The organism is Blastococcus sp. SYSU DS1021, from assembly GCF_054050995.1.
This window is the reverse complement of record NZ_JBJHAL010000008.1, coordinates 66,594-91,558: the sequence shown is the minus strand read 5'-3', so window position 1 is coordinate 91,558 and position 24,965 is coordinate 66,594. Positions and strand designations below refer to the sequence as shown.

Annotated in this window: 26 protein-coding genes; 19 read left to right on the top strand and 7 right to left on the bottom strand. The window is 75.9% G+C overall.

The window, feature by feature from the left end:
* Positions 1-9 precede the first annotated feature (9 nt).
* Entirely contained in the window at positions 10-1,143 is a 1,134-nt protein-coding gene (locus ACI8AP_RS08135) for a cystathionine gamma-lyase (RefSeq protein WP_456588833.1), read from the top strand.
* Here ACI8AP_RS08135 and ACI8AP_RS08130 read toward each other — a convergent pair.
* Positions 1,114-1,914, bottom strand: coding sequence for a CDP-alcohol phosphatidyltransferase family protein (locus ACI8AP_RS08130; RefSeq protein WP_456588832.1), 801 nt, complete (start codon positions 1,912-1,914; stop codon positions 1,114-1,116). The genes ACI8AP_RS08135 and ACI8AP_RS08130 overlap by 30 nt on opposite strands.
* A 98-nt stretch (positions 1,915-2,012) precedes the next feature.
* Between ACI8AP_RS08130 and ACI8AP_RS08125 the strand changes: the two genes are divergently transcribed.
* The gene (locus tag ACI8AP_RS08125) at positions 2,013-3,149 is read left to right on the top strand and encodes a D-alanine--D-alanine ligase family protein (protein WP_456588831.1); all 1,137 of its coding nucleotides are present in this window, start codon (positions 2,013-2,015) and stop codon (positions 3,147-3,149) included.
* Positions 3,146-3,823, top strand: coding sequence for a hypothetical protein (locus ACI8AP_RS08120; RefSeq protein WP_456588830.1), 678 nt, complete (start codon positions 3,146-3,148; stop codon positions 3,821-3,823). The genes ACI8AP_RS08125 and ACI8AP_RS08120 overlap by 4 nt, the downstream gene beginning before the upstream one ends.
* A 14-nt stretch (positions 3,824-3,837) precedes the next feature.
* On the opposite strand, the gene ACI8AP_RS08115 is transcribed toward ACI8AP_RS08120, so the two are convergent.
* Both ACI8AP_RS08115 and ACI8AP_RS08110 read right to left on the bottom strand, forming a co-directional pair.
* Positions 3,838-4,398, bottom strand: coding sequence for a DUF3515 domain-containing protein (locus ACI8AP_RS08115; protein WP_456588829.1), 561 nt, complete (start codon positions 4,396-4,398; stop codon positions 3,838-3,840).
* A gap of 11 nt (positions 4,399-4,409) precedes the next feature.
* Entirely contained in the window at positions 4,410-4,643 is a 234-nt protein-coding gene (locus tag ACI8AP_RS08110) for an Lrp/AsnC ligand binding domain-containing protein (protein ID WP_224500414.1), read from the bottom strand.
* Positions 4,644-4,735: 92 nt separating this feature from the next.
* Here ACI8AP_RS08110 and ACI8AP_RS08105 point away from each other — a divergent pair, with 92 nt between their 5' ends.
* Genes ACI8AP_RS08105 through ACI8AP_RS08095 form a run of 3 tightly spaced genes read left to right on the top strand, consistent with a single transcriptional unit; the run spans position 4,736 to position 6,904 of the window.
* Positions 4,736-5,776, top strand: a complete 1,041-nt coding sequence (locus tag ACI8AP_RS08105; RefSeq protein WP_456588828.1) for a thiamine-phosphate kinase — start codon at positions 4,736-4,738, stop codon at positions 5,774-5,776.
* Positions 5,760-6,290 carry a GNAT family N-acetyltransferase gene (locus tag ACI8AP_RS08100; protein WP_456588827.1) on the top strand — a complete coding sequence of 177 codons (531 nt, stop codon included), beginning with the start codon at positions 5,760-5,762 and terminating at the stop codon, positions 6,288-6,290. The genes ACI8AP_RS08105 and ACI8AP_RS08100 overlap by 17 nt, the downstream gene beginning before the upstream one ends.
* A complete protein-coding gene (locus tag ACI8AP_RS08095; RefSeq protein ID WP_456588826.1) occupies positions 6,278-6,904 on the top strand; it encodes a cytidylate kinase-like family protein in 627 nt (208 codons plus the stop codon). Before ACI8AP_RS08100 ends, ACI8AP_RS08095 begins: the two co-directional genes overlap by 13 nt.
* 81 nt (positions 6,905-6,985) lie before the next feature.
* On the opposite strand, the gene rpmB is transcribed toward ACI8AP_RS08095, so the two are convergent.
* Positions 6,986-7,168 carry a 50S ribosomal protein L28 gene (gene rpmB, locus ACI8AP_RS08090; protein WP_454970731.1) on the bottom strand — a complete coding sequence of 61 codons (183 nt, stop codon included), beginning with the start codon at positions 7,166-7,168 and terminating at the stop codon, positions 6,986-6,988.
* Positions 7,169-7,350: 182 nt separating this feature from the next.
* On the opposite strand from rpmB, the gene ACI8AP_RS08085 reads away from it, so the two are divergent.
* The 12 genes from ACI8AP_RS08085 to smc all read left to right on the top strand — a co-directional run bounded on the left by ACI8AP_RS08085 (position 7,351) and on the right by smc (position 19,829).
* Positions 7,351-8,958, top strand: coding sequence for a DAK2 domain-containing protein (locus ACI8AP_RS08085; protein ID WP_456588825.1), 1,608 nt, complete (start codon positions 7,351-7,353; stop codon positions 8,956-8,958).
* A gap of 1 nt (position 8,959) precedes the next feature.
* Positions 8,960-11,164 carry an ATP-dependent DNA helicase RecG gene (recG, locus tag ACI8AP_RS08080; protein ID WP_456588824.1) on the top strand — a complete coding sequence of 735 codons (2,205 nt, stop codon included), beginning with the start codon at positions 8,960-8,962 and terminating at the stop codon, positions 11,162-11,164.
* A gap of 7 nt (positions 11,165-11,171) precedes the next feature.
* On the top strand, positions 11,172-11,726 hold the full coding sequence (gene rsmD, locus ACI8AP_RS08075) for a 16S rRNA (guanine(966)-N(2))-methyltransferase RsmD (protein ID WP_456588823.1): 555 nt from the start codon (positions 11,172-11,174) through the stop codon (positions 11,724-11,726).
* Positions 11,723-12,208 carry a pantetheine-phosphate adenylyltransferase gene (gene coaD / locus ACI8AP_RS08070; RefSeq protein ID WP_456588822.1) on the top strand — a complete coding sequence of 162 codons (486 nt, stop codon included), beginning with the start codon at positions 11,723-11,725 and terminating at the stop codon, positions 12,206-12,208. Before rsmD ends, coaD begins: the two co-directional genes overlap by 4 nt.
* Positions 12,205-12,882: a hypothetical protein gene (locus ACI8AP_RS08065; RefSeq protein WP_456588821.1), complete on the top strand. Its 678-nt coding sequence runs from the start codon at positions 12,205-12,207 to the stop codon at positions 12,880-12,882. The genes coaD and ACI8AP_RS08065 overlap by 4 nt, the downstream gene beginning before the upstream one ends.
* A gap of 176 nt (positions 12,883-13,058) precedes the next feature.
* Entirely contained in the window at positions 13,059-13,694 is a 636-nt protein-coding gene (locus tag ACI8AP_RS08060) for a YceD family protein (protein ID WP_456588820.1), read from the top strand.
* A gap of 2 nt (positions 13,695-13,696) precedes the next feature.
* Positions 13,697-13,876, top strand: a complete 180-nt coding sequence (rpmF, locus tag ACI8AP_RS08055; protein WP_456561099.1) for a 50S ribosomal protein L32 — start codon at positions 13,697-13,699, stop codon at positions 13,874-13,876.
* A gap of 20 nt (positions 13,877-13,896) precedes the next feature.
* Complete coding sequence (rnc, locus tag ACI8AP_RS08050) at positions 13,897-14,676, top strand: ribonuclease III (RefSeq protein ID WP_456588819.1); 780 nt, start codon at positions 13,897-13,899, stop codon at positions 14,674-14,676.
* A gap of 4 nt (positions 14,677-14,680) precedes the next feature.
* The gene (gene mutM / locus ACI8AP_RS08045) at positions 14,681-15,559 is read left to right on the top strand and encodes a bifunctional DNA-formamidopyrimidine glycosylase/DNA-(apurinic or apyrimidinic site) lyase (protein WP_456588818.1); all 879 of its coding nucleotides are present in this window, start codon (positions 14,681-14,683) and stop codon (positions 15,557-15,559) included.
* Positions 15,556-15,825 carry an acylphosphatase gene (locus tag ACI8AP_RS08040; RefSeq protein ID WP_456588817.1) on the top strand — a complete coding sequence of 90 codons (270 nt, stop codon included), beginning with the start codon at positions 15,556-15,558 and terminating at the stop codon, positions 15,823-15,825. Before mutM ends, ACI8AP_RS08040 begins: the two co-directional genes overlap by 4 nt.
* A gap of 148 nt (positions 15,826-15,973) precedes the next feature.
* Positions 15,974-16,165 carry a hypothetical protein gene (locus tag ACI8AP_RS08035; RefSeq protein ID WP_456588816.1) on the top strand — a complete coding sequence of 64 codons (192 nt, stop codon included), beginning with the start codon at positions 15,974-15,976 and terminating at the stop codon, positions 16,163-16,165.
* A 97-nt stretch (positions 16,166-16,262) separates the two neighbouring features.
* Complete coding sequence (gene smc, locus ACI8AP_RS08030; RefSeq protein WP_456588815.1) at positions 16,263-19,829, top strand: chromosome segregation protein SMC; 3,567 nt, start codon at positions 16,263-16,265, stop codon at positions 19,827-19,829.
* Here smc and ACI8AP_RS08025 read toward each other — a convergent pair.
* The 3 genes from ACI8AP_RS08025 to ACI8AP_RS08015 all read right to left on the bottom strand — a co-directional run bounded on the left by ACI8AP_RS08025 (position 19,826) and on the right by ACI8AP_RS08015 (position 23,472).
* Positions 19,826-20,887 (bottom strand): DUF2332 domain-containing protein, encoded by a 1,062-nt coding sequence (locus ACI8AP_RS08025; protein ID WP_456588814.1) that lies wholly within the window; start codon positions 20,885-20,887, stop codon positions 19,826-19,828. The two genes, smc and ACI8AP_RS08025, sit on opposite strands and share 4 nt — an antisense overlap.
* A 90-nt stretch (positions 20,888-20,977) precedes the next feature.
* Positions 20,978-21,781 (bottom strand): endonuclease/exonuclease/phosphatase family protein, encoded by an 804-nt coding sequence (locus ACI8AP_RS08020; protein ID WP_456588813.1) that lies wholly within the window; start codon positions 21,779-21,781, stop codon positions 20,978-20,980.
* Positions 21,778-23,472, bottom strand: a complete 1,695-nt coding sequence (locus ACI8AP_RS08015) for an alkaline phosphatase D family protein (RefSeq protein ID WP_456588812.1) — start codon at positions 23,470-23,472, stop codon at positions 21,778-21,780. The genes ACI8AP_RS08020 and ACI8AP_RS08015 overlap by 4 nt, the downstream gene beginning before the upstream one ends.
* Before the next feature lie 84 nt (positions 23,473-23,556).
* Here ACI8AP_RS08015 and ftsY point away from each other — a divergent pair, with 84 nt between their 5' ends.
* Positions 23,557-24,777, top strand: a complete 1,221-nt coding sequence (ftsY, locus tag ACI8AP_RS08010; RefSeq protein ID WP_456588811.1) for a signal recognition particle-docking protein FtsY — start codon at positions 23,557-23,559, stop codon at positions 24,775-24,777.
* The last annotated feature ends 188 nt before the right edge of the window (positions 24,778-24,965 follow it).

Here is a 24,965-nt window from a genome sequence, read left to right as displayed (position 1 = left end):
TCTGCGGACGTGGACAGCGGATGGGGCGACGGGACCAGGTCGGTACGCGGGGGGGAGGGGCCCGCGGCGCCGGGCGAGCCGATGCGGCCCTCGCCGGTGTTCGCCGCCCCCTTCCACCTCGGTGACCAGCCCCCGCGTGCGGGCGGGAACGACGCCTACGCGCGGACCGAGCACCCGACGCTCCGGCACTTCGAGTCCGCCGTCGGGGAGCTCGACGGCGGGCGCTGCCTGTCCTTCGCCACCGGGATGGCGGCGCTGACCGCCGCCGTGCTGGCCCCCACCCGCAGCGGTGACCGAGTCGTGCTGCCGTCGGACGGGTACTACACGACCCGCCTGCTGGCCGCCGAGGAGCTCGCCCGCTTCGGCATCGAGGTGCAGTACGTGCCCACGCCGGAGATCGGGCGCGTCGCCGCCGACGGGGGGCTCGCGGGCGCCCGGATGGTGCTGCTGGAGACGCCGAGCAACCCGCAGCTGGACGTCTGCGACATCGCCGCCGTGGCCGCGGCCGCCCACGCCGCGGGCGCGCTGGTCGCGGTCGACAACACCACCGCCACCCCGCTGGGTCAGCGTCCCCTGGCGCTGGGGGCCGACCTCACCGTGGGCAGCGACACCAAGGCGCTCACCGGCCACAGCGACGTGCTGCTCGGGCACGTGACCGTGACCGACGAGGAGCTGTACGCGGCCGTGAAGGGCTTCCGCGACCGCACCGGCAGCACGCCGGGGCCGTTCGAGGCCTGGCTCGGGCACCGGTCGATGAGCACCCTGGACCTCCGGCTGGCCCGTCAGGCGGCGAACGCGGCGGCGGTCGCCGAGCTGCTGGCGGGGCACCCGGCCGTCACGAACCTGCGCTGGCCGTGGCGCGAGGGTGACCCGTCGTTCGCGCTGGCCGCGCGCCAGATGCTGCGCCCGAACGGCGTGGTGTCCGCGGAGCTGGCCGACGAGACCGCGGTCGCCCGGCTGCTGGCGGAGAGCCGGCTGTGGGCCGCGGCGACGAGCTTCGGCGGTGTGCACAGCACGATCGACCGGCGCGCGCAGTGGGGTGGGGACGCGGTGCCCGCGGGCTTCGTGCGGCTGTCCTGCGGGATCGAGGACACCGCCGACCTGGTCGCCGACCTATCCCACGCGCTCGACGCCCTCGGCTGACGACGACCGGCGGCGGTTGCCCGCGACGGTGAGCCAGATGCTGACGCCGAAGTAGTAGGCGAGGTAGGCCATGCTCAGCGCGACCACCAGCGGGTGCGGGTCGGGGTACTGGACGACCAGCACCGCGGAGGCGACCAGCCAGACCGTCGCCAGCCCCAGGTTCAGCCCCCGGAGCAGCTTGGTGCGGGACGGGTAGACGTACTTGACCGGCACGAAGACCAGCACCGTCAGGACCGCGAGCGCGATGCCGACACCGGTGGTGCCGACGTCCAGGATGATCGCGTAGAACGCGACCACGTTCCAGTAGCTGGGGAAGCCGAGGAAGTAGTGGTCCTCGGTCTTCGCGTCGGTCCGGCAGAACTGGTAGCAGGAGGCGAGCAGCGGTAGCGCGGCCAGGACCCAGCCGAGGGCGCCGCCGGGCAGCCGGTCGGTCGTCCAGAGCAGCACGACGGGTGCGAAGACGTACGTCAGGTAGTCGACGATGTCGTCCATCCGGGCGCCGTCGAACCAGGGGATCGTCTGCTTGACCCGGGTGCGCCGGGCCAGCATCCCGTCCGTGCCGTCGACGAACAGCGTCGCGAGGATCAGCCACAGGGCCGTCTCCACGGCGCCGTCGAAGGCGGCCAGGACGATGAGCAGCCCGAGCACCGAGCCGCTGGCGGTGTACAGGTGCACCGCCGCGCCGGCCAGGCGCAGGCGCCGGGAGTGCCCGGTCCCGTCGCTGGTGCGCACCGCCCCGGGTGCGGTCTGGTGGGCTGGGTCGTCGTGCACGGCGACGAGGCTGCCACACCACGCTCGACCCGGCGGGCCGAGCCGTGCACCGACGACGCGGCGGGGCCCGGAACGCGGCCTCGGTTAGGGTCGCGGCAATGAGCGGACAGCAGGGCAAGGTGCGGGTGGCCGTCGTCTTCGGGGGGCGCAGCGAGGAGCACGCCATCTCCTGCATCTCCGCCGGCAGCGTGATGGCCGCGCTCGACCCGGACCGCTACGAGGTCGTCCCCGTCGGCATCGCCAAGGACGGGCGCTGGGTGCTCCCCGACGCCGGCCAGCAGCTCGCCCTCACCGACGGCGCGCTGCCCGAGGTCACCGGCGGCACGGCGGTCTCGCTGGTCGGTGACCCGGAGGCGCGCGGGCTGGCCGTCCTGGAGCCCGGTGCGGCGGTCGGCCGGGCGCTCACCGAGGTCGACGTCGTCTTCCCGGTCCTGCACGGCGCCTTCGGCGAGGACGGCACGGTCCAGGGGCTGCTGGAGATGACCGGGCTGCCCTACGTGGGCTCGGGGGTGTTCGCCAGCGCCGCCTCCATGGACAAGGAGTTCACCAAGAAGCTCCTGGCCGCGGCCGGCCTGCCGCAGGGCGAACACGTCGTCCTGCGCGACGAGCACGGCGCGGTCTGCGCCGACCCGGCGGTGCTCAGCGAGGCCGGGCGGGAGCGCCTCGGCCTGCCGGTCTTCGTGAAGCCGGCCCGGGCCGGGTCCAGCATCGGCATCAGCAAGGTCACCGACTGGGCGCAGTTCCCGGCGGCCGTCGCGGCGGCCGCCGCGGTGGACCCGAAGGTGATCGTGGAGGCGGCCGTCCCCGGTCGGGAGATCGAGTGCGGCGTCCTCGCCGCCCGCGGCTCGGGGCTGCCCGAGGCGAGCCTGCCCGCCGAGATCCGGCTGCGGCCGGGCGTCGACTGGTACGACTTCGCGGCCAAGTACCTCGACGACGCCGCGGAGTTCGACATCCCGGCCGACCTCACCCCGGAGCAGCTCGCCGCGGTGCAGGCCGCCGCGCGCCGCGCCTACCTCGCCCTGGACTGCCGCGGGCTGGCCCGGGTCGACTTCTTCCTCGGCACCGGCCCCGACGGCGCGGACCGTCTGGTGATCAACGAGGTCAACACGATGCCGGGGTTCACCCCGATCTCGATGTTCGCCCGCATGTGGGCGGCCACCGGCGTGGACTTCGCCGACCTGGTGGACCGCCTGGTGAGCGGGGCGCTCGCCGGCGGTGCGCGGCCGGGCCGGTGACCGCGGGGCGGCCGGCTCCGCGGAACGCGGCCGCCACCCGGTCCGGGGTCGTCCCCGTGGTCGTGGTCGCCGCCGCGCTGCTGAGCGGGTGCGGGCGCACGGTCGACGGCGTCGCCACCGCCGGGCCGCCGTCGGACCGGCCGTCCTCCCCGGCGGAGCTCGAGGAGCTCATCGTCCGGGAGGTGCCCTCGGGGCTGCCGCGCCTGCGCGACGAGGAGCTGGAGCCACCGGCCGGACCCAAGCGGCTGGAGGACGTCGCCGGTTACGCGCCCGACCCGGAGCGCGAGCTCGCGGTGCTGGAGAGCTACGGCTACCGGTACGGGTGGGAGCGCTTCTGGGGCCGGGAGTCCGGCCCGATGACCGGCGTGTTCGTCGACCAGTTCGAGCAGCGGGCCGGTGCCCGGGCCTACGCCGAGAACCTGGCGCGCAACGACGCCGAGCTGTACGGGGGCGTCCTCAGCGTCGACCCACCCGAGCTGCCCGCCAACTGCCGGCTGCTCACCGTGGACGCGCCCGTGCCGGCGGCGGGGTTGGTCGACCCGGCGGCCTTCGCGTGGTGCTGGCACGGCGTCTTCAGCGTGTCGGTGACCGCCGTGGCCGGATCGGTCCCCGATGCGGTGCGGGAGGTCGGCGCCGTGCTGGAGACGCAGCTGGACCTGCTGCCGCCCGGGTGAGCGCTCCTGCGGGCTCAGGGGCCGGGTGTCGGCTCCTGGTAGGGGAGCGCCTCGGCCAGCGGCACGGTCAGCGCCGTGACCGGTGCGCTGTCGACGCCGGCGGGCAGCCGCATCTCGACGTAGACCGGGCGGTCCACCGCCGTCCAGACCGTGGCGTCGGGGTCGCTGGTGTCGACGTGCCACTGGACACCGTTGATCTGGATGGCCGACGCGCCGACGGTCCACCCCTCCGGCCGCTGGACGCCGCAGGTGAGGACCGCAGCCGGTTCGCCCCAGGCGTAGACGAAGGGGCTCTCGGACCGCACCCGGCGCGACGGCTCCCCGGCCAGCTCCAGCGGCAGGTTCTCCATCAGCGCGGGGCAGTGCGCCTCGGCCTCGGGGGTGATCTCCGGTGTGTCCACCTCGAGCACCGGGAGGTCCTCGGGACGGACCGGGGCGGCGCCCTCGATCTCGGCCGGGCCCTCCGGTGCGGAGGCCGGCTCCTCGCCGCGCACGTTGACCAGCACGACGAGCGCGATCACCACCGGCAGCGTGATCGCCGTGATCAGGATCGCGGCCCGGCGCAGCGGGTCCACGGGGCGAGCGCTCAGATGTTGACGACCGGGCAGGTCAGCGTCCGGGTGATCCCGTCGACCGACTGCACCCGGGCGACCACCAGCCGACCGAGCTCGTCGACGGTGTCCGCCTCGGCGCGCACGATGACGTCGTACGGGCCGGTGACGTCCTCGGCCTTCGTGACGCCGCTGATCTCGCTGATCGTCGAGGCGACCTGGGCGGCCTTGCCGACTTCGGTCTGGATGAGGATGTAGGCGTGGACCACGGGAGATCCTTCCTCCGGCAACAGTGCCGAGACGTCGTCCCCGCCGGCTGGCGGACTCGTCGGCAACCTACCGCAGTGACTGGAGAGCATCGATGAGCCGACCCCGTCCCCTGGTCCCGCGCGGTGATCCGGCCGACACCGTGCGGGTCGTCGGGGAGTTCGGCGTGATCTCCCGCGTGCTGGCCCGGTCCGGCACCGCCCCGGCGGCCGACGTCGGCCCCGGCGACGACGCCGCGGTGCTGCGCACGCCCGACCAGCGCGTCGTGGTGACAACCGACGTCCTCGTGGAGGGCCGGCACTTCCGGCGGGACTGGTCCTCGGCGGAGGACGTCGGGCACAAAGCGGCCGCGGCCAACCTGGCCGACGTCGCCGCGATGGGCGCCCGGACGACGGCGCTGGTGGTCGGGCTGGCCTGCCCGCCGGACACCCCCACCAGCTGGCTGGAGGGGCTCGCCACCGGCCTGGCGGAGGAGTGCGCGGGCTCGGGGGCAGCCGTAGTCGGCGGGGACACGGTGGCGTCCGCCCCCGACAGCGCCGGCATCGTCGTGTCGGTGACCGCGCTGGGCGACCTCGGGGGACGGGCGCCGGTGCTGCGCTCGGGCGCCCGTCCCGGCGACGTGGTGGCGCTGGCCGGGCGGCTGGGGTGGTCGGCGGCCGGCCTCGCGGTGCTGCGCCGGGGGTTCACCAGCCCGCTGGCCGTCGTGCACGCGCACCGCCGCCCGACCCCGCCGTACGTGTCGGGTCCGGTGGCGGCCGACGCCGGTGCCACCGCGATGTGCGACGTGAGCGACGGGCTGCTGGCCGACGCCGGGCACCTGGCCGAGGCGAGCGGCGTCGTCATGGACCTGGACCGCGGCGCCCTCGCGGAGGCGTGCCTGGAGCCCGTGGGGCCGCTGCAGCAGGTGGGGTCGGCGCTGGGCGTGGACCCGCTGGTGTGGGTGCTCACCGGTGGGGAGGACCACGCGCTGGTGGCCACGTTCCCGCGGAAGGTGGCGCTCCCGCCGGGGTGGACGGCGATCGGCGTCGTGCGCCCGGGCAAGCCACGGCCGGGGGTGCGGGTGGACGGGGTGGCCGCCGCGGACGTGCTGGCGGCCCTGGGAGCGGAGCGGGCGGGGCATGTCCACTTCGGCTGACCGGGTGCTGCGGGACGGATCGGTGGCCCGGCTGCGGCCGGTGCCCTACGACGACCCCGTGGCGCAGGAGCTGGTCGAGGCCGTCCAGCAGGAGTACGTGCGCCGGTACGGCGGCCGGGACGAGGCCGTCGTCGACCCCGCCGAGTTCCTGCCGCCGGCCGGGCTCTTCCTCGTGGCCGAGATGAACGGCGCGGCGGCGGGGTGCGGAGCGTGGCGCGTCTACCCGCCGGGCGGTGTGGAGATCAAGCGGGTCTACGTGGCGCCCGCGTTCCGCCGCCGCGGGCTCGCGCAGGTGCTCATGGCGGAGCTGGAGGCCACCGCCGCCCGAGCCGGCCACCGGTCGGTGGTGCTCAACACGGGCCAGCGGCAGCCGGAGGCGGTCGCGCTGTACCGGGAGCTGGGCTACGACCCCGTCCAGGGGTACGGGGTCTACGCCTGCTCGCCGGAGGCCGTGTTCCTCGGCAAGGACCTGCCGCTCCCCGGGAGCGGGGAGGAGGCGACGTGGGCATCGTGACCATCTCGGCGCCCTACGGCGCCGCGGGAGCGGAGGTCGGGCCTGCCGTGGCCGCGCAGCTGGGCCTGCCGTTCCACGACCGGGCGATCCCCGCCCAGGTGGCCGGACGGCTGGGGGTGCCGGTGGAGGAGGCCGAGGCCAACGACGAGACGGTCGTGCGCGGACTCTGGCGGTTGGTCGCCTCGCTGGGGACGATGCCCGACCCGGTGGGCGGGGTCGTGCCCGGGGCGCCGCTGCCCGACGCGCGGGCCTACCGGGAGCAGACCGAGCGGGTGCTCGCCGAGATCGCGGCGGGTGGCGGCGGGGTGGTGCTCGGCCGCGCCGCGGCGATGGTGCTGCGGGACCGGACCGACGCGTTGCACGTCCGGCTCGACGGGCCGCGGGACCGGCGGCTGGCCGCGGCGGTCGCGCGGTCGGGGCGGCCCCGCGAGGAGGTGGCGCGCGAGATGGCCGCCAACGACCGGGCGCGGGAGGCGTACGTGCGGCACTTCTACCGCTGCGACCCGGCCGCGGCCGGCCACTACCACCTGGTCGTGGACAGCACCGAGCTCCCGCTGGACACCGTCGTGGATCTGGTGGTGACCGCGGCGCGGGGACGCGGCATCGGGCGCTGAGGTGCACGCGAGGAGCCCCGGAGGTCGACGACCTCCGGGGCTCCTCGGTGGTGGTTCACGAGCCCCCGCGGGGGCCCGGCGTCAGGCGCGGGCGACCTTGCCGGCGCGGATGCACGAGGTGCACGCGTTGATCCGGCGACGGTTGCCGGGGGCGATCAGCGCCCGCACGGACTGGATGTTCGGGTTCCAACGGCGCGGCGTGCGGCGGTGCGAGTGCGACACCGACATACCGAAACCGGGGCCCTTGCCACACACATCGCACACGGCAGCCACGGTGGATCACTCCCAGAAAGAATCGTTCACAGACGGCGGGGCAAGGCAGCACCCGCATCAAGACCGTCCAGCAGTCTAACCGCTCCGCGGAGGTGATGTCGCGGCACCCTCCGGACGGGGGCCCGCCGCGCACGAGGCCGGGCCGTGTCGGCACCGGTGGGTAGCCTGCTCCCGTGCTGACGGCGCTGGACGACGCCGCGGTCGGTCAGTGGTGCCGGGCCGCGGTCGAGGCGCTGTCCGACTCCCGGGGGCGGCTCGACGACCTCAACGTCTTCCCCGTGCCCGACGGGGACACCGGCACGAACCTCCTGCACACCGCCGAGGGCGCCCGCGCGGCGCTGGACGCGGCGGCCCCGGGGGAGTCCGGCTGGGCGGTCGTGGCCCGTGGCGCGGTCCTGTCCGCCCGTGGCAACTCCGGCACCATCCTCGCCCAGCTGCTGCGCGGGCTGGCCGACCAGCTCGCCGGCGAGCCACCGGCCGACGGCCCGGCCTTCGCCGCCGCGCTGCACAAGGCCGCCGAGAGCGCCTACACGGCCGTCGCCGACCCCGAGGAGGGCACCTTCCTCACCGTGGCCCGGGCCGCCGGGGAGGCGGCCGTGGCGGCCGTCGACGAGGGGCGCGCAGCGGTGGCGGACGTCGTCCTGGCCGCGGCCGACGGTGCGCGGCGCGCCCTGGAGGGGACCCCCGGCCAGCTCGCCGCGCTGCGCGAGGCGGGCGTCGTCGACGCCGGGGGAGCCGGTCTGTCGATCGTCCTGGACGCCCTCGTGCGCACCGTCACCGGCGTGCAGCCGGTCCGCCCGGCGCTGGCCCGCCGCGACGGGCGCCGGCCCCACCGGCACGGCGTCGAGCACGCCCCGCACCAGCCGCCGCCCGGCCCGGGCAGCGAGGTGCAGTACCTCCTCGCCGACGCCGACGAGACGGCGGTCGCCCGGCTGCACGAGCGCCTCGCCGAGCTCGGCGACAGCCTCGTCGTCGTCGGCGTGGACACGCCGACCGGCCGCGAGTGGAACGTCCACGTGCACGTCTCCGACGTCGGTGCCGCCATCGAGGCGGGCATCGAGGCCGGCCGGCCGCACCGCATCACGGTCACCCCGCTGGCGCCGGTGCCCCCGGCCGCGCCGGTGCCCGGCCTGCGCGCGGCCGTCGCGGCGGTGCACAGCGACGGCCTGGCTGAGCTCTTCCGCGCCGAGGGCGTCCGCGTCGTCGTCTGCGACGCCGGTGGGGTCACCGAGGACGACCTGTACGAGGAGATCGTCGCCGCCGCCGCCCAGGAGGTGGTGGTGCTCCCGAACGACGCCGGCCTGCACGCGCTCGCCGCCCGGGCGGCCACCCGGGCGCGGGAGGCCGGGCGGGAGGTCGGCGTCGTGCCCACGCGCTCCCCGGTGCAGGGCCTGGCCGCGGTGGCGGTCGCCGATCCGCAGCAGCGGTTCGGTGACGACGTCATCACCATGGCCGAGGCCGCGGCGGCCACCCGCTGGGCCGAGCTCACCGTCGCCGACCAGGAGGCGCTCACCTCCGCCGGCCGCTGCCGGCCGGGCGACGTGCTCGGCTCCGCCGAGGGGGACGTCGTCGTGATCGGCGCGGAGCTCGCCGCCGTCGCCTGCGACCTGCTCGACCGGCTGCTCTCGGCGGGCGGCGAGATGGCCACCCTGGTCGTCGGCCCCGACGAGGCGCTCGGCGACTCGGTCTGCCACCACCTCGCGACGGTGCACCCCACCGTCGAGGTGGTCCGCTACGGCGGGGGCCCCAGCTCGATCCCGCTGCAGATCGGGGTCGAGTGACGTGGCGGTGACCCTGGAGACCCCGCTGGCGCGGGTGCTGGGACCCAAGACCGCCACCGGCATGGCCGAGCAGCTGGGCCTGCACACGGTCCGCCACCTGCTGCGGCACTACCCCCGCCGCTACGCGCGGCGCGGGGAGATGGCCCGGCTGGACGACCTGCAGCCGGGCGACCGGGTGACGGTGCTCGCCCAGGTGAAGACCGTGAGCACCCGGCCCATGCGGCAGCGCCGCGGCACGATCACCGAGGTCACCGTCGGCGACGGCGCCAGCACCATGAAGCTGGTCTTCTTCAGCCACAAGCACGCCCGCCTGGCGCCCGGCGTCTGGGGCATGTTCGCCGGCACGGTCGGCAGCTACCAGGGCAAGCTGCAGTTCACGCACCCCGACATGCACCTGCTCAGCGGCGACGATGACGACGACGACTGGGCGCGCGAGCTCGTGCCGATCTACCCGGCGAGCAAGGACGTCTCCAGCTGGGTCATCCAGAAGTCGGTGAAGTTGCTGCTCGGCGGCGCGGGCAACCTCGCCGACCTGGTCACCGACCCGCTCCCCGAGGAGATCCGCACCCGGCACGGGTTGCTGTCCCTGCCCGCGGCCCTGCTCGACATCCACCGCCCCACCACCAGCCGGGACGTCGAGCGCGCCGAGCGCCGGCTGAAGTGGGACGAGGCGCTCACCCTCCAGCTCACGCTGGCCGCCCGCCGCCGGGCCGCCGCCCTGGAGCCGGGCACCGCGCGGCCCCGCCGGCCCGGCGGCCTGCTCGACGCCGTCGACGCGGCGCTCCCGTTCGCGCTGACCGAGGGGCAGCGGGAGGTGGGCGAGGAGCTGGCCGCCGAGCTGGACCGCGACCAGCCCATGCACCGGCTGCTGCAGGGGGAGGTCGGGTCGGGCAAGACCGTGGTCGCCCTGCGGGCGATGGCCCAGGTCGTCGACGCCGGCGGCCAGGCCGCGCTGCTCGCACCGACGGAGGTGCTCGCCGCCCAGCACGCCCGCGGCATCCGCGCCCTGCTCGGGCCGCTGGGCCGCGCCGGCGAGCTCGACGGCGACCCCGCCGGCACCCGCGTCACCCTGCTCACCGGCTCGCTCAAGGCCGCCGCCCGCCGCGAGGCCCGCGCCGAGGTCGCCGAAGGGCGGGCCGGCATCGTCGTCGGCACCCACGCCCTGCTGCAGGAGGGCGTCGAGTTCGCCGACCTCGGGCTGGTCGTCGTCGACGAGCAGCACCGCTTCGGCGTGGAGCAGCGGGACGCCCTCCGGGCCAAGGGGAGCCGGCCCCCGCACGTGCTCGTCATGACCGCCACGCCGATCCCGCGGACCGTGGCGATGACCGTCTACGGGGACCTGGAGACCTCCACCCTCCGGCAGCTGCCCAGCGGTCGCGGGGGTGTCGCCAGCTCCGTCGTCCCGGTCGTGGAGAAGCCCGGCTGGCTCGACCGGGCGTGGGAGCGGCTCCGCGAGGAGGTCGCCGCGGGCCGGCAGGCCTACGTGGTGTGCCCCCGCATCGGGGACGTCGAGGAGGACAAGGCCGGCGCCGACGAGGAGCCCGAGGACGCCGACGGCGCACCGCCCGACGAGGACGGCCGCAGCGACCGCCGGCCCCCGCTGGCCGTCCTCGACGTCGCCGACGCCCTGCGCGCCGGCCCGCTGGCCGGGCTGCGCCTCGCCGTCCTGCACGGGCGGATGACCCCCGAGGAGAAGGACGGCGTCATGCGCGACTTCGCCGCGGGGGAGATCGACGTGCTCGTGGCCACCACCGTCGTCGAGGTCGGCGTCGACGTGCCGAACGCCACCGTCATGGTGGTGATGGACGCCGACCGGTTCGGCGTCAGCCAGCTGCACCAGCTGCGCGGCCGGGTGGCCCGGGGACAGCACGCCGGGCTGTGCCTGCTGGTGACCGAGGCGCCGTCGGCGTCGCCGACCGGGCAGCGGCTGGCGGCGGTCGCGTCGACCTCCGACGGCTTCGAGCTGGCCCGGCTCGACCTCGAGACCCGGCGGGAGGGCGACGTCCTCGGCGCTGCCCAGTCCGGCCGGCGGTCGGGCATCAAGCTCCTCTCGCTCCTGGAGGACGAGGAGCTCATCGCCGAGGCGCGGGCCGAGGCGACCACCCTGCTGTCCACCGAGCGGGGGCTGGCCGACCACCCCGGGCTCGCCGCCGAGGTCGCAGCCCTCGCCAGCGACGAGCGCGCCGAGTGGCTGGAGAAGGCGTGAGGCGGGAGTGACGAGGCTGATCGCCGGGCTCGCCGGGGGCCGGCGCCTGCAGGTGCCGCCGGCGGGGGTCCGCCCGACCGGGGACAAGGCCCGCGGCGCCCTGTTCAACTCCCTCGGCACGCTGGTCGACCTCGACGGGGCCGCGGTGCTGGACCTGTACGCCGGCTCCGGCGCGCTGGGCCTGGAGGCGCTCTCCCGCGGCGCGGCCACCGTGGTGTTCGTCGAGTCGGGCCCGAAGGTGCTCCCCGTGCTGCGGGCCAACCTCGCCGCCGTCGGCCTGCCCGGCGGGCGGGTGGTGGCGGGCTCGGTCCCCGCCGTCGTCACCGGCCCGGCCCCGCAGGCCTTCGACGTCGTGCTCGCCGACCCGCCCTACGCCACGCCGGCCGAGGAGGTCCGCGAGGTGCTCAGCGCCCTGGTGGCGGGGGAGTGGCTGGCCCCCGGAGGCGTGGTCGTGGTCGAGCGGTCCAGCCGGGAACGGGAGTGGGAGTGGCCGACACCCCTGGAAGGTCTGCGCGAGCGACGCTACGGCGAGGCCGTGCTCCGGTACGGTCGGCGTCCGTGAGGCGTGCCGTCTGCCCAGGTTCCTTCGACCCGGTCACCAACGGGCACGTCGACGTCATCAACCGGGCCGCCGGGCTCTACGACGAACTGGTCGTGGCCGTGCTGGTCAACCCCGGCAAGGCGGGGCTGTTCTCGGTCGAGGAGCGCATGGAGCTGCTCCGGGAGGCCGTCGCCGACCTGCCCAGCGTGCGGGTCGACAGCTTCCAGGGCCTCCTGGTCGACTACTGCCGCGCGCACGACATCCCGGTCATCGTCAAGGGTCTGCGCGCGGTGAGCGACTTCGAGTACGAGCTGCAGATGGCGCAGATGAACCGGGAGCTCGCCGCCGTCGAGACGCTGTTCGTGCCGACGGCCCCGCAGGTCGGCCACCTCTCCTCCAGCCTGGTCAAGCAGATCGCGACCTTCGGCGGCGACGTCTCCCGGCTGGTGCCCAAGGCCGTCGACGACCGGCTGCGCGAGCGGGCCCGGGAGGGGCGCTCGTGACCCGGCCCGGGCGCGGCCACACCACCGAGGTCGTCTACCGCCTCTACGAGACCGTGGACGAGCTGACCACGGTCATCGAGAACGCCCGAAGCGTGCCCATGTCGAGCTCCTGCATGGTGCCGCGCGACCACGTGCTCGACCTGCTCGACGACCTGCGCGAGTCGCTCCCCGAGGACGTGCAGGCCGCCGGTGCGATCGTCGAGCAGCGCACCGAGATCCTGCAGCAGGCGCAGGCCGAGGCCGAGCGGCTCACCGGCCGGACCCGCGCGGACAGCGAGCAGCTCCTCGCCCAGGCCAAGCGGCAGCGCGACGAGATCGTCGGCACGGCCCGGCGGCAGCGCGACGAGCTGCTGGCCCAGGCCCAGACCGACGCCGAGCAGATCCTGCTGGAGGCGGAGGCCGAGGCCGAGGCGCTGGTCGCCGAGGGCCAGCAGCACCGGGCCGCCCTCATCGCCGAGGCGCACGCCGAGCACGAGCGGCTCATCACCGAGACCGAGGTCTACCGTTCCGCGGTCACCCGCGCCGACGAGCTCGGCGAGCAGTCGCACGCCGAGGCCGCGCGGATGCGGGCGGAGGTCGACGAGTACGTCGACAGCAGGCTGGCCGAGTTCGGGGTGACGCTGGAGCGGATGCTGCGCTCGGTGGACAAGGCCCGCAGCACCCTCCGGGAGTAGGTGAAGGACCACCGTCCTCCCCACCCCTCGCACGCTCGGGGCGGGTCCCTGGACGGCGGCCGTTCCGGTCCCTGGCCCCGGTCGGTGGCGGGGATCGGGTAGTCTCGATCCCTGGTCCGGCCGTCGGCTTCACGCCCGGCCGTCCACCCCTCCCGCTCCCGACCGCGAGTACCGACATGCCTGCTGCTTCGCCGAACCGCTCCGGCGCCGTGCCTCACGAGGACCGGCGTCCCGCCGCCAACCCCTGGAAGGTCGACCTCCGGGAGCTGGGCCGGCGGGCGGGGTCGATGCAGGAGCTGGATCGGACCGCGCCGGCTCCCGGTGACTGGCGGGTCGAGCTGCTCGGCGTGCCCGAGGCCGCCGACGTCCACCTGCACCTGCGTCTGGAGTCGGTCATGGAGGGCGTGCTGGTCACCGGCGAGTTCTCGGTCCCGGTCGCGGGCTCCTGCGCGCGCTGCCTGGAGCCGATCGAGGACGTCCTCCGCCTCGACGTCCAGGAGCTGTACGCCTACGCGGGCAGCACCACGGAGGCGACGAGCGAGGAGGACGAGGTGCGCCGGATCGAGGGCGACTTCCTCGACCTGGAGCCGCTCGCCCGCGACGTCGTCGTCCTGAGCCTCCCGCTGGCCCCGGTCTGCACCGAGGACTGCTCCGGCTTGTGCGTCGACTGCGGCCAGCGCCTGGACGATCTCCCCGCCGATCACGCCCACGAGGTCGTCGACGCCCGCTGGGCGGGCCTCGCGGCGAAGTTCGGCACCACTGCTTCCTCGCCGGGCACCCCCGGCGAATCCACCACCCCAGAGGAGAACTGATCGTGGCCGTTCCGAAGCGGAAGATGTCGCGTGCCAACACCCGCATGCGCCGGTCGCAGTGGAAGGCCAGCGCGCCGACCCTGTCGCCGTGCCCGAACCGCGCCTGCGGCGAGCTCAAGCCCCCGCACCAGGCCTGCCCGACCTGTGGGCAGTACGACGGCCGCCAGGTCCTGTCGGTCTGATCTCGCACACCCGCACCGCCATGGGGACGACGGCCGCCGCTCGGCATCCTGACGGGGATGCCGTCGACGGTCGCGTCCCCGCGGCGCCTCCGGGCGGTGCGGAGCACGCCGAGCGCGCCGCCACCTGGCTGTTCGACGCGCTCGGCGTCGCGCTGCCGGGTGGCCTCCTGCCGCTCGCCCTGACCCACCGGTCGTTCGCCTACGAGAACGGTGGCCTGCCGACCAACGAGCGCCTTGAGTTCCTGGGCGACTCGGTGCTCGGGCTCATCGTCACCGACGAGCTCTACCGCAGCCAGCCAGACCTCCCCGAAGGGCAGCTGGCCAAGCTGCGTGCCTCGGTGGTCAACATGACGTCGCTGGCCCGGGTCGCCCGGCGCCTGGGCGACGGCGGGCTCGGCCCGCACCTGCTGCTCGGCCGGGGTGAGGAGACCACCGGCGGCCGCGAGAAGGACTCGATCCTCGCCGACGCGATGGAGGCCCTCATCGGCGCGGTGCACCTGGGCTGCGGGCTGGACACCGCCTCCGCCGTGGTGCACCGGCTGTTCGACCCGTTGCTGGTCGAGGCGGCCACCCGCGGCGCCGGCCTCGACTGGAAAACCAGCCTGCAGGAGCTCGGGGCGGCGCAGGGGCTCGGGGCGCCCGTCTACAAGGTGGACGACGACGGTCCCGACCACGCCAAGACGTTCCGGGCCGAGGTGCTGCTCGCCGGCATCGTGCGGGGGACCGGCGCGGGCCGCACCAAGAAGGCCGCCGAGCAGGAGGCCGCCGAGGCCGCCTGGCGCTCGCTCTCGGAGGAGTAACCCCGTGCCCGAGCTGCCCGAGGTGGAGGTCGTGCGCCGGGGGCTGGAGCAGTGGGTGGCGGGGCGCACCGTGGCCACCGTCGAGGTGCACCATCCGCGGGCCGTCCGCCGGCACCTGGAGGGCGCCGACCACTTCGTGGCGGCGATCACCGGGCGCACCCTCACCGCCGCCCACCGCCGGGGGAAGTACCTGTGGCTGCCGTTGGCCGAGGCCGACGGGACGCCGACCGGGCAGGCGCTCGTCGGGCATCTCGGCATGAGCGGCCAGCTGCTCGTCGAGAAGCCGTCCGCCCCCGACGAGACCCACCTGCGGGCCCGTTTCACCTTCACCGACCGGGGGCGCGAGCTGCGCTTCGTCGACCAGCGCACCTTCGGGGGGCTGGCGGTGGAGGACGTGCCCGAGCAGGGCGGGGTGCCGTCGCGGCTGGCGCACATCGCGATCGACCCGCTCGACCCCTCCTTCGACGTCGACGCGTTCACCGCCGCGCTGCGCCGGCGCCGCACGGAGGTCAAGCGCGCCCTGCTCGACCAGACGCTCATCGGCGGGGTGGGCAACATCTACGCCGACGAGGCGCTGTGGCGGGCCCGCCTGCACGGCGCCCGGCCCACCGACCGGCTCACCCGGGCGCAGGTCGCCGACCTCCTCGACGGGGTGCGGGACGTGCTCGGGGAGGCCCTCGCCCAGGGCGGCACCTCGTTCGACTCCCTGTACGTCGACGTCAACGGGCAGAGCGGCTACTTCTCCCGGTTCCTGGCCGTCTACGGGCAGGAGGACCGGCCGTGCCCCCGCTGCGGCACCCCGATCCGCCGGGAGTCCTTCATGAACCGCTCGAGCTACAGCTGCCCCACCTGCCAGCCCCGACCGAGAGCGCGGCGAGCATGACCGTCCGGGTCGAGGCGCTGGTCTCCGGCCACGTCCAGGGCGTCGGCTACCGCGCCTTCGTGCGCGGCCTGGCGCGCGACGCAGGCCTCGCCGGGCTCGCGCGCAACCGAGCCGACGGCCGGGTCGAGGTCATCGCCGAGGGGCCGGAGCAGGCCGTGCGCGACGTGGTCGCTGCCCTCGACGGCCCGGATGCCCCGGGACGGGTCACCGACGTCGACGTCCGCTTCGCGACGCCGGAAGGGCTGTCGGGCTTCACCACGGCGTGACGAAGCCGACATCCCCCCGACACGGGGCCCTGCCCCGTCGCCGTTGACCAGCGCCGATGGTGGTGTCACCCTGGGAACATCCAGCCCGCGCCGACCGTCTACCGGGGCGCCGGTCATCCCCTCTCGCTCTCGAAAGGCCGTCACAGCCATGGCCAAGGCCCTGTTCGGTTCGGTCGTCACCCCTGCGGAGCTCCGGGTGGTCGAGGAGAACGCAGCCCTGCGGGCCCGGGTGCAGCGGCTGGAGCAGGAGCTCGCCGAGCTGCGCGCCCAGCGGGACGCCGCCATCGCGCACGAGCTGCTGTCGATGACCGGCGACACCGCCGAGCCCGCGCTCGCGTAGCTCGGACCTCCCAGCTCGCGAACTGATCCGTCACAGGCGCACCACCGGCCTCGCGCCGCACTCGGCCGCGCGGCGACCGGGCTAGAGTCCACGTCCCGTGCACCTCTCCAGCCTGACGCTCAAGGGCTTCAAGTCCTTCGCGTCCGCCACCACGCTGCGGCTGGAGCCCGGCATCACCGCTGTCGTCGGCCCCAACGGGTCGGGCAAGTCCAACGTCGTGGACGCCATCTCCTGGGTCCTCGGCGAGCAGGGGGCCAAGAGCCTGCGCGGCGGCAAGATGGAGGACGTCATCTTCGCCGGAACCGCGGGGCGGCCGGCGCTGGGCCGCGCCGAGGTGACGCTCACGATCGACAACTCCGACGGCGCTCTCCCGATCGAGTACACCGAGGTGTCGATCACCCGCCGCATGTACCGCTCCGGTGAGAGCGAGTACGAGATCAACGGCGACAAGGTGCGGCTGCTCGACGTCCAGGAGCTGCTCAGCGACTCCGGCATCGGGCGCGAGATGCACGTCATCGTCGGCCAGGGGCAGCTCGACGCCGTCCTCTCCGGCCGACCGGAGGACCGCCGCGCCTTCATCGAGGAGGCCGCCGGCGTCCTGAAGCACCGCAAGCGCAAGGAGAAGGCGCTCCGCAAGCTCGACGGCATGCAGGCCAACCTCGACCGGCTGGCCGACCTGACCGCCGAGCTGCGCCGCCAGCTCAAGCCCCTGGGCCGCCAGGCCGAGGTGGCCCGGCGCGCCGCCGGCGTCCAGGCCGACCTCCGCGACGCGCGCCTCCGGCTGCTCGCCGACGACCTGGTGCAGCTGCGCGACGCCCTCGACCGCGACGTGGCCGACGAGACCGCGGCCCGCGAGCGGCGGGCCGTCGTCGAGCGCGAGCTCTCCGTCGTCTCCCGGCGCGAGGCCGAGCTGGAGAGCGGCCTGGCGGCGAGCGCGCCTCGCCTGCAGGCGGCCTCCGACACCTGGTACCGGCTCTCGGCCCTGGGGGAGCGGTTCCGCAGCGTCGCCCAGCTGGCTGCCGAGCGGCACCGGCACCTCTCGGCCGCCGCCCCCTCTGCCGCGACCGGGCGCGACCCGGACCAGCTGGACGCCGAGGCCGACCGGGTCGCGGCCACCGAGACGGAGCTGGCGGCCGGCCTGGCCGCCGAGCGCGAGCGCCTCGCGGCAGTCGTGGCCGGCCGGGCCGAGCTGGAGGCGGCCCTGGCCGCCGCCGAGAAGGCCTGGGTCGCCGCCGCCCGCGCGCTCGCCGACCGCCGCGAGGGCCTGGCCCGGCTCTCCGGTCAGGTCGCCGCGGCGCGCTCCCGCGTGCACGCCGGTGAGGCGGAGATCGAGCGGCTCACCGTCGCCGCCCGCGAGGCCACCGACCGCGCCGAGGCCGCCGCCGACCGGCTGGCCGACCGGCGGGGTCAGGTCGCCGAGCAGGAGGACACCGACCTCGCCCTGGTCGCCGCGCACGAGGACGCCGCCGCCGCGCACGCCGCCGCGGCGCGCCGGGTGACCGAGCTGGCCGAGGCCGAGCGCGCCGCCGAGCGGGACCGGGCGTCCTGGCAGGCGCGCCGCGACGCGCTCGCCCTCGGGCTCACCCCCGCCGACGGCGCCGCCGCGGTGCTCGGCGCAGGCCTGCCCGGTGTCGTCGGCCCGGTCACCGAGCAGCTCACCGTCGCCCCCGGCGACGAGGTGGCCGTGGCGGCCGCCCTGGGCGGCATGGCCGAGGCCGTCGTCGTCGCCGGGGTGGCGGAGGCCGCCGCGGCGCTGGACCACCTCACCCGCACCGACGGCGGCCGCGCCGGGCTGCTCGTGACCGGCGGCCTGCCACCGGTCCCGCGGGACGGCTGGCCGGAGCTGCCGGCCGGGGCCCGGTGGGCGCTGGACGCCGTGCAGGCCCCCGAGTCGCTGCGCCCGGCGCTGGCCCGGGCACTGGAGCGGGTGGCGCTGGTCGCCGACCTGGACGCCGCCGTCGCGCTGGTCCGCACCCACCCCCGGGTGCGCGCGGTCACCGCGACCGGGAACCTCCTCGGCGCCGACTGGGCGCTGGGCGGGCAGGCCGATGCGCCGTCGAACCTGGAGCTGCGGGCCCGCGTCGACGAGGCGGGCGACGAGCTGACCGCCGCGTCGGCCCGGGCCGCCGAGCTCGCCGAGCAGCTGGCCGCCGCGAGGCTGGAGGCGCAGGCGCGGTCCGCCGCCGTCGAGGAGGCGCTCGCCGCCCGCCAGACCGCCGACCGCACCCGCTCTGCGGAGGCGGCGGCGCTGGCCGAGCTGGGTGCCGCGGCGCGGTCGGCGGCATCGGAGGCCGAGCGCTCGCTGGCCGCCCGCGTGCGCGCGGAGCAGGCGCTGGAGCAGGCGCTGGAGACGCTGACCCGGCTGGCGGAGCAGCTGGCCGCGGCGGAGGCGGCGCCCGTCGAGGAGGAGCCGCCCACCGAGGACCGGGACCGGCTGCGGGCCGAGGTGGCCGGTGCCCGGCAGGCCGAGACGGAGGCGCGCCTCGCCGTCCGCACCGCCGAGGAGCGGGCGCGGGCCCTGCAGGGCCGGGCCGAGTCCCTGCGCCGGCAGGCCCGGCAGGAGCGGGCCGCCCGCGAGCGGGCCGCGGCCGAACGGGCGGCACGGCAGCGCGGCGCGGCGGTCGCCGCAGCCGTGCGCACCGACGCCGAGGCCGCCCTCACGGCGCTGGAGCGGTCCCTGGCCCGCGCCGCGGCCGAGCGCGACGCGCTGGCGTCCTCGCGCAGCGGCGCCGAGGCGGAGCTGCTGGAGGTCCGCAGCCGGGTGCGCGCGGCCACCGCGGAGCTCGACCGGCTCACCGACGAGGTGCACCGCGACGAGGTGGCGCGGACCGAGCAGCGCTACCGCATCGAGACGCTGGAGACCCGGGCGGCCGAGGAGTTCGGCGTCGACCTGCCCACCCTGCTCGGCGAGTACGGGCCGGCCGCGCCGGTGCCGCCGTCGCCGCAGCAGGTGGCCGAGGCGGAGGCGGCGGGGGAGCCGGCACCCGAACCGGTGCCCTACGAGCGCGCCGTCCAGGAGCGGCGGGTGGCCCGGGCCGAGCGCGACCTCGCCACGCTCGGCAAGGTCAACCCGCTGGCGCTGGAGGAGTTCGCGGCGCTGGAGGAGCGGCACACCTTCCTCGCCACGCAGCTGGAGGACCTCAAGACCACCCGCCGGGACCTGCTCACCGTCGTCCGCGAGGTCGACGGCCGCATCCACGACGTCTTCGCCGCCGCCTTCGCCGACGTGGCGCGGGAGTTCGAGCAGGTCTTCGCCACCCTGTTCCCGGGGGGCTCGGGCCGGCTGGTGCTCACCGACCCGGAGAACATGCTGACCACCGGCGTCGAGGTGGAGGCCCGGCCACCGGGCAAGAAGGTCAAGCGGCTGTCGCTGCTGTCGGGTGGCGAGCGGTCGCTGACGGCGGTCGCGCTGCTCGTGGCGATCTTCCGCGCGCGGCCGTCGCCGTTCTACGTGCTCGACGAGGTCGAGGCGGCGCTGGACGACGTCAACCTGGGCCGGCTGCTCGTGCTCGTGGAGCAGCTGCGGTCGACCTCGCAGCTGATCATCATCACGCACCAGAAGCGGACGATGGAGATCGCCGACGCGCTCTACGGCGTGAGCATGCGCGGCGACGGGATCACCGGCGTCATCAGCCAGCGGCTGCGGGAGCTCGAGACGGCCTAGCGGCTCCCGAGTGCCCGGGACCCGGCCAGCCAGGCCAGCAGGCGTCCCCTCGACCAGCAGCGGCCGACGGCCTCCACCCGCAGCGACGGTCCGTCGAGCAGCGCCAGACCGAGGATGCTGTGGCCGGAGGCGCGCCGGTCGCCGAGCGTCGGCACCCCCGGTGCGACGCCGACGCCCTCCGCCGACACCCACGCGACCGGCCGGCGCGCGGCCACCTCGTCGAGGCGGTGCAGGAAGCGCAGGCGGCTCTCGGGCGGGTGGCGCGACAGCGCCCACGCCGTGACGACGACGGGGAGGGCGTCGGCGGGCACCCGGGCGACGGCCTCGGGCAGCAGCTCGACGGCGTCGCCCCGCAGCAGCTCCGGTGGGGCCGTCGCCGCCAGCGCCAGCTCCGCGTCGAGCCGGGCGCGCCGCTCCGCGTCGTCCGGTCGCAGGCACGCGCGCAGCCACCGGGCGTCGTCCGCGTCGGTCACGTCCAGCGGATCGGGGTCGATGCCGATCCGGGCGACGACCTCGGGCAGGGGCCGGGCCGGGACGGGCCGGTCGCCGACGACCGAGCAGGACAGCTGCACCGGGGACGCCGGGTCGCCCAGCGGTGGGCCGCCGCCGTAGGTGATGCCGACGCGGTCGACGGCGAGCCGGAGCCCCGCCGCGCAGTCGACGTCGACCAGCCCGACCGCCTCGGTGCCCACCCGGTGCGCCGCCTCGGCGACGGCCGGGTGGAGGACGGTGCAGGCGCCGGTGCCGTCGGTGCGCGGCCGCCGGCGCCCGGCCAGGGCCACGAGCTCCTCGGTCCTCCGCAGCAGCGTGTCGATCGCCGCCGCGGCAGCCGCGTCGCCGTCCCCGGTGGCGTAGGCGGCGGCGAGCGCGGGGGCGCGTCCGGCGAGGGCGAGGTCGTGCAGCCCGGCGAGGACCAGGGCCGGGTGCCGCCTGCGCGCCGGCAGCGCCCCGAGGGCACGCAGCGCAGCGTCGGAGCCGGCGAGGGCCCGGGCGACGTGTGCGTGCAGGGGCGAGATCGCGGCCTCGGTCACGGCGAAGCGCCGGTACACCTCGCGCACCCGGCGAGGCTAACGCCGGTGCGCGTGCCAAGGGCATAGGAAGCTCTACCTGCGGATCCGCGCCCGAATCGTAGGTAGAGCTTCCTATGCCTAGACCCCGGAGCGGACCTCCAGGTCGACGACGACCGGCAGGTGGTCCGAGGCGCCCTCGGCATCGAGCACGTGGGCCCCGGCGACGGCGATCCCGGCCGACACCCAGACCTGGTCGATGCGGCGGTGCGGCGACCGCGCCGGATGGGTGTGACCGGCGTCGGCCTGCCAGAACCGCCACCCGGCGCCCTGGTCGTCGCGGGCGCGGGCCAGTCGCCAGGCGTCGGTGAACCGCTGCCGCAGCGCGTCCAGCTCCGGGGCGTCGGGTGCGGTGTTGAAGTCACCGACCAGGACGCCGGTCTCCATCGCGTCGGTGTGCAGCCCGGCCAGCGCGGCCACCTGCGCCGCCCGCTCCTCGGCCGACCGCGTGGTGAGGTGCGTCGCGGTGATCCACAGCGCTCCGCCGTCGAGCTCCACCATGGTCCGCAGCGCGCTGCGCGGCTCGCCGCTGCCGGGCAGGGGGTGGACGTCGCTGATCAGGATCGGCAACCGCGACAGCAGGGCGTTGCCGTACTGGCGGGGCGGCTGGTCGCCCGGTCGCTGCTCGTCGATCGCCGGCCCCCACGCGAGCTGCATGTCCAGCGCCCGGGACAGCAGCAGCGCCTGGTCGACGTCCTCGCTGCGCGGCCCGAAGTGGCGGTCGACCTCCTGCAGGCAGATCACGTCGGCGTCGAGCGAGGCCAGCAGCGTGGCCAGCCGCGGCAGGTCGTGGCGGGCGTCGGCGCCCACGCCGTGGTGGGTGTTGAACGTGACCAGGCGGACCGGGATCGGCGGCTGGTCGGGACCGGGGGCCGGCTTCGTCACCGCGCCACCCTCTCAGGCTCGGAGAGCTGCATGTCGGCGACCTCGCTCAGGGCAGCGGAGCCCCGCTCGCTCACGGAGAGCACGAAGCGGGCCTCCGGGCCGTCGAGGAACAGCTCACCGATCTGGTTGCCGAAGTACGGGCCGGCCTGCTTCTCCCACTCCAGGCCCGCGGGCTCGGCGCCGACCCAGCGGGCCAGCCGCTCGGTGAGCCGCCGGGCGCGCCGGCTCCAGCCGATCCGGAAGGCGACCTTGATGGGGTGCGGTGCCTGGTTGTGCAGCGGCGAGACGGTGAGCTGGTGCACGCGCGAGGTGAGCCCCACCGGCGCCACGACCTCCGCCGAGTAGGCGTGGTGCACGTCGCCGGAGAGCACCAGGGTGGTCGCCGGCGCCGGCCCGTACTCGCCCCGGGCCACCGAGAGCACCGCGCGGCCGAGCCGGTCGAAGGAGTGCCCGAACGCCGCCCAGTGCTCGAGATCGGCCAGCTGGCGCACCAGCTCGGCGAGCCGGCCCCGCAGCCGGCCGTGGTGGCGCACGTTCAGGGTGGCGTTCCACCGCTCGAGCGAGTCGACGGCGTGGGGGAGCAGCCACGGCAGCGACGTCCCGATCACCAGGTGCTGCACCTCGTCGGCGGCGGCCTGCCGCATCGCCGCCTCCACCCAGTCGAACTCGTCGTCGTCGAGCATGCGCCGGCCGTCCTCCTGCAGCACCCGCCCGGCGCGGCTGTCGACCATGACCAGCCGGGCGTCGCCCCAGTGCCGCACGAAGCTCCAGCGCGTGCTCGTGGGGTCCTCGTCGGCGCGGACGGCCATCTCCCGCAGGACCGGCTCGGCGTCGACGGTCGCGTCCCCGGCGGCGTCGGTGAGGTCCTGGACCGCGCGCCACACCTTGTTCTCGGCCAGCTCCCGCGGGCTGAGGTTGCCCAGGTGCTGGTAGACCCAGTAGCTGATCAGGCCGCCGGTGATCCGGCCGCGCCACCAGTCCTTCGCGCGCATCGTCCGCCGCCAGGCGGCCGAGCTGTTCCAGTCGTCGATCATCTCGTGGTCGTCGAAGATCATCGAGGACGGGATCGTGGAGAGCAGCCAGCGCACCTCCGGGTCCCGCCACGACTCCACGTAGAGCTGCGTGTACTCCTCGAAGTCCGCGACCTGCGCGCGCGGCGCCCGGCGGAGCTGCGCCCGGTCCCGGCGGCGGGCCAGCCAGCCGCGGGTGCGCTTCGTGAGCTCGTCGGCGTAGACCTGGTCGCCGAGCAGGACGAGCGCGTCGGGCCACTCGTCCTCCGGCCGGGCGGCGAGCTGCCGGGCGTAGAGGTCGAGGGCGTCGGGCGGGATGCCCTCCGACTCCTCCACCGTCCGGGCGCTGGCGTACCGGCAGGACCCGAACGCGAGCCGGAAGGGCCCCGGCCGGCCGGGAGTGCGGATGCGGCTGGGCGGGAAGCCGGTCCCCGCCGTCGGCCAGACGACGACGCCGTCGAGCCGCACCTCGTAGGGCGTGGTGCTGCCGGGCGCGAGCCCCTCCACCAGCACCAGCGCGTAGTGGTGGCCGCTCACCGCGAAGGTGCGGGCCCGCCGCCCCAGCACGTCGACCTCGCACGGCCGGTCCGTCTCGACCCAGACGGTGGCGGAGACGGGATCGACGTGCCGCAGGAGGGGGCCCAGCACGAGGGCGGGGGCGCTGGGAACGGAGGGCGGCATGGGCACAGCCTGGCCTACGTCCCCGGCTGCGGACACCCGGTGTCCCGCAGGTGCCGGCCGGGCGGCGGCTGGAAGACTCGGGGCATGGAATTCGTGCTGATCGCGATCGCGATCCTGCTGGTCGCCCTCATCACCGGGGTCAGCCTGCTCGTCGGCCGTGGCCGGCGGACGACGCGGCTCGACGACGACGCCGCCAGCGGCACGACGCTGACCCGCCCCCGGCCCCCCGCTCCGCCGGTCGAGCAGCCGCGGCCGACCGGTGCCACCGCCTCGGGGCTGGGCCTGCAGGACCAGCCCGACGCGGTGGTCCCCGAGGCTCCGCCGACCGTGGAGCTGCCCCCGGCCGAGCCCGAGCCGGGGCTGGTGTTCGAGACCCCGGCGCCCTCGGCGGGACGGCTGGTGCGGCTGCGCTCGCGGCTGGCCCGCTCGCAGTCCTCGCTGGGCCGGGGCCTGCTCACAGTGCTGGCCCGCGAGAAGCTGACCGAGGACGACTGGGAGGAGATCGAGGAGACCCTGCTCGCCGCCGACGTCGGCGTCGCGGCCACGACCCAGATCGTCGAGCGGCTGCGCACCCAGTCGATGGTGCTGGCCACCGCCTCCGGGGCCGAGCTGCGCGAGCTCCTCGTCGACAACCTCGCCGCGGTCCTGGGCCCCGACCTCGACCGGACGCTCGGCACGGCCCGGCACGAGGGCCGGCCCGGCGTGGTGCTGGTCGTGGGGGTCAACGGCGCCGGGAAGACGACCACGGTCGGCAAGCTCGCGCGCGTGCTCGTCGGCGACGGCAAGAGCGTCGTCCTCGGTGCGGCCGACACCTTCCGGGCCGCCGCCGCCGACCAGCTGGAGACGTGGGGCGAGCGGGTGGGCGTGCTCACCGTCCGCGGCCGCGAGGGCGGCGACCCCGCCGCCGTCGCCTTCGAGGCGGTGCGCACCGGCATGGAGGCCGAGGTGGACACCGTCGTCGTCGACACCGCCGGGCGGCTGCACACCAAGTCCGGGCTCATGGACGAGCTGGGCAAGGTGAAGCGGGTCGTGGAGAAGCAGTCGCCGGTCACCGAGGTGCTGCTGGTGCTCGACGCCACCACGGGGCAGAACGGCGTCGTGCAGGCCCGGGTGTTCACCGAGGCGGTCGAGGTCACCGGCGTGGTGCTCACCAAGCTCGACGGCACCGCGAAGGGCGGCATCGTCGTGCGGGTGCAGCAGGAGCTGGGCATCCCGGTGAAGCTGATCGGGCTCGGCGAGGGCCCCGACGACCTGGCGCCGTTCGAGCCGAGGGCGTTCGCCGAGGGGCTCGTCGGCGAGGGGTGACCCCGGGGTCGGCGGGGTGAGCAGCCGGAGCGTTCGCGCGCCCTGAGGGTGCGAGGGATCACACGGTCCGGTCGGCGCAACACGCCCGCAACGCGGGGGCGGGACACGCGCTGCGGAGTTCACGACCCCGAAACGTGGCGCCGACGTCGCCGGAAACACGGGCCCGGCACGGTGAACTCCGCGTCGCC

Excerpts from the sequence above, each read along its gene's own strand:
- ACI8AP_RS08125 (WP_456588831.1), top strand. The coding sequence starts at position 2,013 with ATGAGCGGACAGCAGGGCAAGGTGCGGGTGGCCGTCGTCTTCGGGGGG.
- ACI8AP_RS08105 (WP_456588828.1), top strand. The coding sequence starts at position 4,736 with ATGAGCCGACCCCGTCCCCTGGTCCCGCGCGGTGATCCGGCCGACACC.
- ACI8AP_RS08100 (WP_456588827.1), top strand. The coding sequence starts at position 5,760 with ATGTCCACTTCGGCTGACCGGGTGCTGCGGGACGGATCGGTGGCCCGG.
- ACI8AP_RS08060 (WP_456588820.1), top strand. The coding sequence starts at position 13,059 with ATGCCTGCTGCTTCGCCGAACCGCTCCGGCGCCGTGCCTCACGAGGAC.
- rnc (WP_456588819.1), top strand. The coding sequence starts at position 13,897 with ATGGGGACGACGGCCGCCGCTCGGCATCCTGACGGGGATGCCGTCGAC.
- ACI8AP_RS08040 (WP_456588817.1), top strand. The coding sequence starts at position 15,556 with ATGACCGTCCGGGTCGAGGCGCTGGTCTCCGGCCACGTCCAGGGCGTC.
- ACI8AP_RS08035 (WP_456588816.1), top strand. The coding sequence starts at position 15,974 with ATGGCCAAGGCCCTGTTCGGTTCGGTCGTCACCCCTGCGGAGCTCCGG.
- ACI8AP_RS08015 (WP_456588812.1), bottom strand. The coding sequence starts at position 23,472 with ATGCCGCCCTCCGTTCCCAGCGCCCCCGCCCTCGTGCTGGGCCCCCTC.
- ftsY (WP_456588811.1), top strand. The coding sequence starts at position 23,557 with ATGGAATTCGTGCTGATCGCGATCGCGATCCTGCTGGTCGCCCTCATC.